Origin of the sequence: Streptomyces capoamus (assembly GCF_014654935.1) — a bacterium.
In the GTDB taxonomy this organism is placed as follows: Bacteria; Actinomycetota; Actinomycetes; order Streptomycetales; family Streptomycetaceae; genus Streptomyces; species Streptomyces capoamus.
Map to the genome: position 1 here is coordinate 305,897 of NZ_BNBF01000001.1, position 5,858 is coordinate 311,754.

At 73.4% G+C, this 5,858-nt stretch carries 7 protein-coding genes; 3 read left to right on the plus strand and 4 right to left on the minus strand.

Features of this window, described 5'->3' with window-relative positions; all coding sequences use genetic code 11:
- On the minus strand, nt 1–381 hold a 381-nt coding region (locus IE312_RS38420; protein WP_229898842.1), incomplete at its 3' end, for an MBL fold metallo-hydrolase.
- 62 nt (nt 382–443) lie between these two features.
- Nucleotides 444–1,799 carry a dipeptidase gene (locus IE312_RS01455; RefSeq protein WP_189977503.1) on the minus strand — a complete coding sequence of 452 codons (1,356 nt, stop codon included), beginning with the start codon at nt 1,797–1,799 and terminating at the stop codon, nt 444–446.
- Nucleotides 1,800–1,930: 131 nt separating this feature from the next.
- Here IE312_RS01455 and IE312_RS01460 point away from each other — a divergent pair, with 131 nt between their 5' ends.
- Nucleotides 1,931–3,184, plus strand: a complete 1,254-nt coding sequence (locus IE312_RS01460; protein ID WP_189977505.1) for a geranylgeranyl reductase family protein — start codon at nt 1,931–1,933, stop codon at nt 3,182–3,184.
- Here IE312_RS01460 and IE312_RS01465 read toward each other — a convergent pair.
- Nucleotides 3,174–3,626, minus strand: a complete 453-nt coding sequence (locus IE312_RS01465; protein ID WP_189977513.1) for a nitroreductase family deazaflavin-dependent oxidoreductase — start codon at nt 3,624–3,626, stop codon at nt 3,174–3,176. The genes IE312_RS01460 and IE312_RS01465 overlap by 11 nt on opposite strands.
- A 144-nt stretch (nt 3,627–3,770) precedes the next feature.
- Between IE312_RS01465 and IE312_RS01470 the strand changes: the two genes are divergently transcribed.
- Both IE312_RS01470 and IE312_RS01475 read left to right on the plus strand, forming a co-directional pair.
- Nucleotides 3,771–4,466 (plus strand): TetR/AcrR family transcriptional regulator, encoded by a 696-nt coding sequence (locus IE312_RS01470; RefSeq protein ID WP_189977515.1) that lies wholly within the window; start codon nt 3,771–3,773, stop codon nt 4,464–4,466.
- Between the two features lie 120 nt (nt 4,467–4,586).
- Nucleotides 4,587–5,312 (plus strand): dienelactone hydrolase family protein, encoded by a 726-nt coding sequence (locus IE312_RS01475; RefSeq protein WP_189978211.1) that lies wholly within the window; start codon nt 4,587–4,589, stop codon nt 5,310–5,312.
- A 156-nt stretch (nt 5,313–5,468) separates the two neighbouring features.
- Here IE312_RS01475 and IE312_RS01480 read toward each other — a convergent pair whose 3' ends face one another.
- On the minus strand, nt 5,469–5,738 hold the full coding sequence (locus IE312_RS01480) for a DUF6332 family protein (protein ID WP_189977517.1): 270 nt from the start codon (nt 5,736–5,738) through the stop codon (nt 5,469–5,471).
- Nucleotides 5,739–5,858 lie beyond the last annotated feature (120 nt).

Consider the following 5,858-nt stretch of genomic DNA (forward strand, 5'->3'; position numbering starts at 1 on the left):
CGGCAGCGGCGGCCCGTCGGGCAGCTGACGGGCCGCCTCCGCGTGGATGGGCAGCTCCCACTCCTCGAACAGCGGCGGCGGACCGGGCAGTTCACCGCGGACGAACGGCGCGTCCAGGGCGTGCGCCAGCACCTCGGCACCGCTCAGCGCGGCGAACTCGCCCGCGGCGCCCACATGGTCCTCGTGGAAATGGGTCAAGACGACACGTCGTACGTCCTGGGGGGCGCGGCCCAGCCCGGCGACCGCGTCGGCGATCGCCCGGCCGTGGCCGCTCGTGCCCGCGTCGATCAGGGTCAGCTCGGCGTCGTCGCTCCAGAGGTAGGCCTGGCCGACCGGGAAGCGCAACAGGTGCAGACGCGGCAGCAGTTCGATGACATCCATGCGCCGACCGTAGGCAGGGCCCCCGCCCGGGGACGAGGGCCCTCTGCCACGGGCAGAACGGCTCAGCCCGCCGCGTAGTTGCGCAGGAACAGCGCCTCGGCGACCGACAGCCGCTCCAGCTCCTCGGGGGACACGCTCTCGTTCACCGCGTGGATCTGCGCCTCGGGCTCGCTCAGGCCGATGAGCAGGATCTCCGCCTGCGGGTACAGCCCGGCGAGGGTGTTGCACAGCGGGATGGAGCCGCCCTGGCCGGCGTACTGCATGGTCTCGCCCGGGTAGGCGACGGCCATCGCGTCGGCCATCGCCTGGTAGGCGGGGCTGGAGGGGTCGGCGCGGAACGGCTGGCCCTGGCCGATCTGCTCGGTGGAGACCCGGGCGCCCCACGGGGTGTGCGCCTCGATGTGCGCCTGGAGCAGCTTGGTGGCCTCGGCCGCGTCCACGCCCGGCGGCACCCGCAGACTGATCAGGGCGCGGGCGCTCGACTGCACCGACGGGGTGGCGCCGACGACCGGCGGGCAGTCGATGCCGAGGACGGTGACCGCCGGGCGGGCCCAGATGCGGTCGGCGACCGAACCGTCACCGATCAGCTCGACGCCGTCCAGCACCTTGGCGTCGGTGCGGAACTGCTCCTCGGTGTACTCCAGGCCCTCCCACCGGGCGGTGGTGTCCAGGCCGTCGACCGTGGTCGAGCCGTCCTCGGCCCGCAGCGAGTCCAGCACCCGGACCAGCGCGGCCAGCGCGTCCGGGGCGGCACCGCCGAACTGGCCGGAGTGCAGGTTGCCGGCCAGGGTGTCCACCTGCACCCGGACCAGGGTCATGCCGCGCAGCGTGGTGGTCACCGTCGGCAGCCCCACCCGGAAGTTGCCCGCGTCGCCGATGACGATCGTGTCGGCCTCCAGCAGCTCGGGGTGCTGCTCGGCGTACCGCTCCAGGCCGCCCGTGCCCTGCTCCTCGGAGCCCTCCACGATCACCTTCACGTGCACCGGGACGCCGCCGTTCGCCTTGAGGGCGCGCAGCGCGAGCAGGTGCATGATGAAGCCGCCCTTGCAGTCGGCGGTGCCGCGGCCGTACCAGCGGCCGTCGCGCTCGGTCAGCTCGAAGGGCGGGGTGGCCCAGCCGGCCTCGTCCAGCGGGGGCTGCACGTCGTAGTGCGCGTAGAGGAGAACCGTTTTCGCACCCTCCGGGCCCGGCAGGTGGCCGTAGACCGACCGCGTGCCGTCCGGGGTGTCCAGCAGGGCCACGTCCGTGAAGCCCTCGGCGCGCAGCGCGTCGGCGATCCAGCTCGCGGCGGCGTCGCTCTCGCTCTTCGGGAACTGCGCGAAATCCGCCACCGACTTGAAGGCGACCAGTTCGGTCAGCTCCGCCTTGGCCCGGGGCAGCAGCGAGGCGACGGTCTCGGCGACCGGATTCGACGGCATGGGCACGCTCCTCGTGGGTGCGACGTTGTACGGGGTGAGGACACCGATCCTCCCACAGTGGCCTGCACGGACGGCCGCCGTAGGATGCGACAGGACACTTGGCAGCGGCTTGATCGGAGCGGTAGACCATCGTGAGCGGCGAGAATTCTTCGGCGGACGACGTGCAGCGGGTGTGGGACGTCGTCGTGGTGGGCGCGGGCCCCGCGGGCGCCTCGGCCGCCTACGCGGCGGCGGTCGCGGGACGGCGCGTGCTGGTGCTGGAGAAGGCCGAACTGCCCCGCTACAAGACATGCGGAGGCGGCATCATCGGCCCCTCGCGCGACGCGCTGCCGCCCGGCTTCGAACTGCCCTTCCAGGACCGGGTGCACGCGGTCACCTTCTCCCACAACGGCCGCTTCACCCGCACCCGCCGCTCCAAGCAGATGCTCTTCGGGCTGGTCAACCGCGCCGAGTTCGACCAGCGGCTGGTCGAGCACGCCCAGAAGGCGGGCGCCGAGCTGCGCACGGGCGTCACCGTGCAGCGCGTCGAGCAGCACGGCTCGGCGGTGCCCGACCGCCGTACGGTCGCCGTCGTCCTCCAGGGCGGGGAGACGGTGCTGGCCCGCGCGGTCGTCGGTGCCGACGGCAGCGCCAGCCGGATAGGGGCGCACGTCGGTGTGAAGCTCGACCAGGTGGACCTCGGCCTGGAGGCGGAGATCCCGGTGCCGGAGACGGTCGCCGAGGACTGGACGGGACGGGTCCTGATCGACTGGGGTCCCATGCCGGGCAGTTACGGCTGGGTGTTCCCCAAGGGCGACACGCTCACGGTGGGCGTGATCTCGGCCCGCGGCGAAGGCGCCGCCACCAAGCGGTACCTGGAGGACTTCATCGCCCGGCTGGGCCTCGCCGGCTTCGAGCCGTCGCTCTCCTCCGGGCACCTGACCCGCTGCCGCGCCGACGACTCCCCGCTGTCCCGGGGCCGCGTGCTGGTCTGCGGGGACGCGGCCGGGCTGTTGGAGCCGTGGACCCGCGAGGGCATCTCCTTCGCGCTGCGCTCGGGCCGGCTCGCGGGGGAGTGGGCGGTCCGCATCGCCGAGGCGCACGACGCCGTGGACACCCGGCGCCAGGCCCTGAACTACGCGTTCGCGGTCAAGGCCGGGCTCGGCGTGGAGATGGCCGTCGGCAAGCGGATGCTGGGCTTGTTCGAGAAGCGCCCCGGCCTCTTCCACGCGGCCCTCACCGGCTTCCGTCCGGCCTGGCGGGCGTTCAGGGACATCACCCAGGGGTCGACCTCGCTGGGCGAGCTGGTCCGCGCCCACCCGCTCGCCCAGCGCGCGCTGACCGCGCTGGACCGGGGGCCGGCCGGGCAGGCGGCCGAGGAAGAGGCGGAACCCGTCAGCTCGTGACGGTGATCCGGAAGACCGGGTGGTCCGCGGCACAGGCGATGATCTCCTCGTCGGAGGACTTGGCGGTCACCCCGGCGAAGTACTGGTTGACCTCCCAGCCCCACTTCTCCAGATAGGTCCGCAGGATCGGGAGCTTCTCGGCGTCGGGGAGCTCCACCGCGGTGAAGGCGTGCGCCCTGCGGCCCACCCGCAGCTCCCCGCCGCCGGCGGCCCGCATGTTGCGCACCCACTGCGAGTGGCCGCGCGCCGACACCAGGTACTGCCCGCCGTCGTAGTGGTGGGGATTGACCGGGACGCGCTGCATCCTGCCGCTCTTGCGGCCGGGCACGGACATCTCGGCGCTGCCCATGAGGCTGATCCCGTGCCGGGCGAGCCAGCCGATCACGCGGTTGAGGCGGACGTTGAGCGGGCTGCTCTGCAGGTAGTACGGCGAAGACGACATGGTGACCCCCCCAGTTGAGAGAGCGGTGCTCTCGCTTGCCTCCAGTGTGGAGCAGGCGGGCGCTCTAGGGCAAGAGCAGTGCTCTCTTTTTATTCCCCTGCTCTCTTTCGTGTGCACCGCTCTCTCTCGTGGCAGACTGCCGGCATGAGCACCGCACAGGGCGCCCGCGCGCGGGCCAGGCAGGAAGTCACCGCGGCCATCAAGGACGCGGCCCGCGGCCAACTGGCCGCGGAGGGCGCGGCCAAGCTCTCCCTGCGGGCCGTGGCCCGCGAGCTGGGCATGGTCTCCTCGGCCCTGTACCGCTACTTCCCCAGCCGCGACGACCTGCTGACCGCCCTGATCATCGACGCCTACGACTCCCTCGGCGCGGCGGCGGAACGGGCCCGGGACGCCGCGCCCGGCGCCCCGCCGGCGGACCGCTGGACGGCCGTGTGCGAGGCGGTGCGGCACTGGGCGCTCGCCCACCCGCACGAGTACGCGCTGATCTACGGCTCTCCCGTGCCCGGATACTCCGCCCCGCAGACCACCGTCCGGGCCGCCTCCCGGGTCGGCCTGGCCCTCATCGGCATCCTCCGGGACGCCCACCGCGGCCCCGCGGGCCTGACCGCCCCGCCGCTCCCCGCCGCCCTGCGGCCCGAGGCCGAGCGGATGGCCGCCGACCTCGCCCCCGATCTGCCGCCCGAGGTGGCCGCACCGATGGTCGCGGCCTGGGCCCAGCTGTTCGGGCTGATCGGATTCGAGCTGTTCGGACAGTTCAACCGGGTCGTGGAGGACCGCGAGACCTTCTTCCGGCACGCGGTCGCCCGGCTCGCCGAGAGTGTGGGCCTCACCCCGCAGTGAGCCGGCGTGGCGGCCGCGGGGACCAGGGCCCGTCACACCGCATTTCTGCCGGCGGCAGAAGACCGGCCCGCGCCGGCTCGACGATCACTACAGTCCGGACTCATGACGGCGGTGACGACGGTGACGACGGTGACGACGCGCACGATCGAATACAGGGCCGACGGCCTGACGATGATCGGGCATCTCGCGCTCCCGGCCGGTGCCGACCGCCGGCCCGCGGTCCTGGTCGGGCCCGAGGGGGTGGGGCTCAGCGACGTCGAGCGCCGCCGGGCCGACGCGCTCGCCGAGCTGGGATACGTGGCCCTGGCCTTCGACCTCCACGGCGGGCGCTACCTGAGCGATCCCGAGGAGATGCTGGCCCGTTGCCTGCCGCTGCTCGCCGACCCCGACCGGATGCGAGGCATCGGCCACGCGGCGCTCGACGTGCTCCGCGCCGAACCGCGGACCGACCCGGACCGGATCGCCGCCGTCGGCTACGGCACCGGGGGCGCCATCGCGCTGGAACTCGGGCGCGACGGCGTCGACCTGCGCGCGATCGCGACGGTCAACGGACTGACCACGGGCCGACCGGGCGAGACGGCGCGCATTCACTGCCCGGTGTGGGCCGGGGTCGGGTCGGAAGACCCGATCATGCCGCCCGCGCAACGGGACGCATTCACCGCCGAGATGCAGGCTGCGGGCGTCGACTGGCGCCTCGTGGTCTACGGCGGCGCCCTGCACGCCTTCCATCACCCACCGGTCGGCCACATCGTGCGTCCCGGGGTCGGTTTCCACCCTCAGCACGCGCAGCGAGCCTGGCGGGACGTCGTCGACCTGCTCGCCGAGTGCCTGCCCACCACGGAGTGATCCGGTCGGCAACCATGATCCGGAACCGCGAAGCAAGCCGGTCGACCGGGGCTTTTCGGCAACCCCCGAGCGTGCGGGGTCCGTCCGGCGGCTGACCGCCGTGTGCGTGGCCCCCTGCGGGCGGCGGTGGCGGTGGACCGCGCTCTCCCGGTTCCCCTAGGAGTCGCTCCGGCCGGGTCGGGCGGACTGCCGGAAGCGCACCAGCACGCTGACCACCCGGGCCATGAACACCACCGGCGCCACCGCTGTGCCGAGCCGCAGCAGGACCGTGGCCACCGGGCCCGGCAGGTCGAAGAGGAACGCGGGCCCGGCCACGGCCCCGAACAGCACCGCCGCCGCGAACGCGGCGCTGACCAGCGCGTACCCGATCTCGACCGTCGCCGCGTCCTGCTCCGCCTTGGTGCGGCGGCCCCCGTATGCGTACATTCCGCCAGTGTCACAGAGATACGCCCGGCGGAGCAATCGACTCCGGCCGGGCGCGGCACCCGCGGTGCGCTGGTGCCCGGCCTTCAGTGCTCGCAGAGGGAGAATTCCCGTTCGAAGAGC